Consider the following 1,111-nt stretch of genomic DNA (forward strand, 5'->3'; position numbering starts at 1 on the left):
AGCCACGCTAAACGCACTGCGCGCGTCGAGGAGGTCAACGAGATCGTTGCTGAATGGATCAAGTCGCTGCCGGTTCTGGAGGCGTGCCGGATTCTCGAAGAAAAGGGGCTCGCTTACTCCTTGATCTACTCGATCAAGGACATCGTCGCAGACCCACATTACCAGGCTAGAGGCAGCATCGCGACCGTCGAGCACCCGCAGATCGGCGAACTGAAGATGCCGGCTGTGCAGCCACGGTTCAGTGGTACACCAGCACCGCAGATCAGGCCAGCGCCTGCTCTCGGCGCGCATACCGACGAGATCCTGCGCGAACTCGTGGGGCTTTCGGTCGGGCAGATTGCCGAGCTGCGCCAAGCGGGCACGGTCTGAGGGGCTGAACACCATGAAGGCACTTCGATGACCATGTCCCAAGTAAAGACAGTCGTGCAGGATCCTGCGAGCGTGGTGTCGGCCATCGAGAGCCGCTTCTCGTGCCGTGCGTTCTTGCCCGACAAGCCGGTCGCGCGCCAGCAAGTCGAAGAGATTTTGCGGATAGCGAGTTGCGCGGCGTCCAGCACGAACACCCAGCCGTGGAAGGTGCATGTGCTGCAGGGGGATCGTCGCGATGAACTCGTCGCGAAGGTGTGCGCTGCGCACGATGCGACACAGGCTGACCCCTCGTTGGCTGTCGAGTACGGGGAGGTGGAAGGCTACTACCCCGCGCAGTGGGTCTCGCCCTACATCGACCGGCGACGTCACAACGGCTGGGGCCTTTATGGGGCTCTCGGAATCGCAAAAGGCGAGAAAGACAAGATGCACGCGCAGGCACAGCGGAACTACCGCTTCTTCGATGCACCGGTTGGCCTCATGTTCACCATGGACCGCGTCATGGGCCGTGGCTCCCTAATCGATTACGGCATGTTCCTGCAGACCTTGATGCTCGCTGCGCGTGCGCTCGGCCTGCACACGTGTCCCCAGGCGGCGTGGAACAACTACGCAAAGATCGTCATGCCGTTCATCGATGCGGGCTCCAATGAAATGCTTGTTTGTGGCATGGCGCTCGGCTATGCAGACGAGTCCGCGCCAGTGAATGCGTATAGGCCGCCGCGGGAAAAAGTGGAGAGCTTCACGC

2 protein-coding genes are annotated in these 1,111 nt (G+C 61.5%); both read left to right on the forward strand.

The window, feature by feature from the left end; translation table 11 throughout:
- The coding region (locus AC1DOC_RS34645; RefSeq protein ID WP_478131710.1) for a CoA transferase at positions 1–369 on the forward strand (369 nt) is incomplete at its 5' end.
- A gap of 33 nt (positions 370–402) precedes the next feature.
- Positions 403–1,111 (forward strand): nitroreductase (locus AC1DOC_RS34650; RefSeq protein ID WP_478131711.1); only part of this gene is annotated, 709 nt, incomplete at its 3' end.

Source organism: Variovorax sp. 01T439_2 (assembly GCF_056398445.1).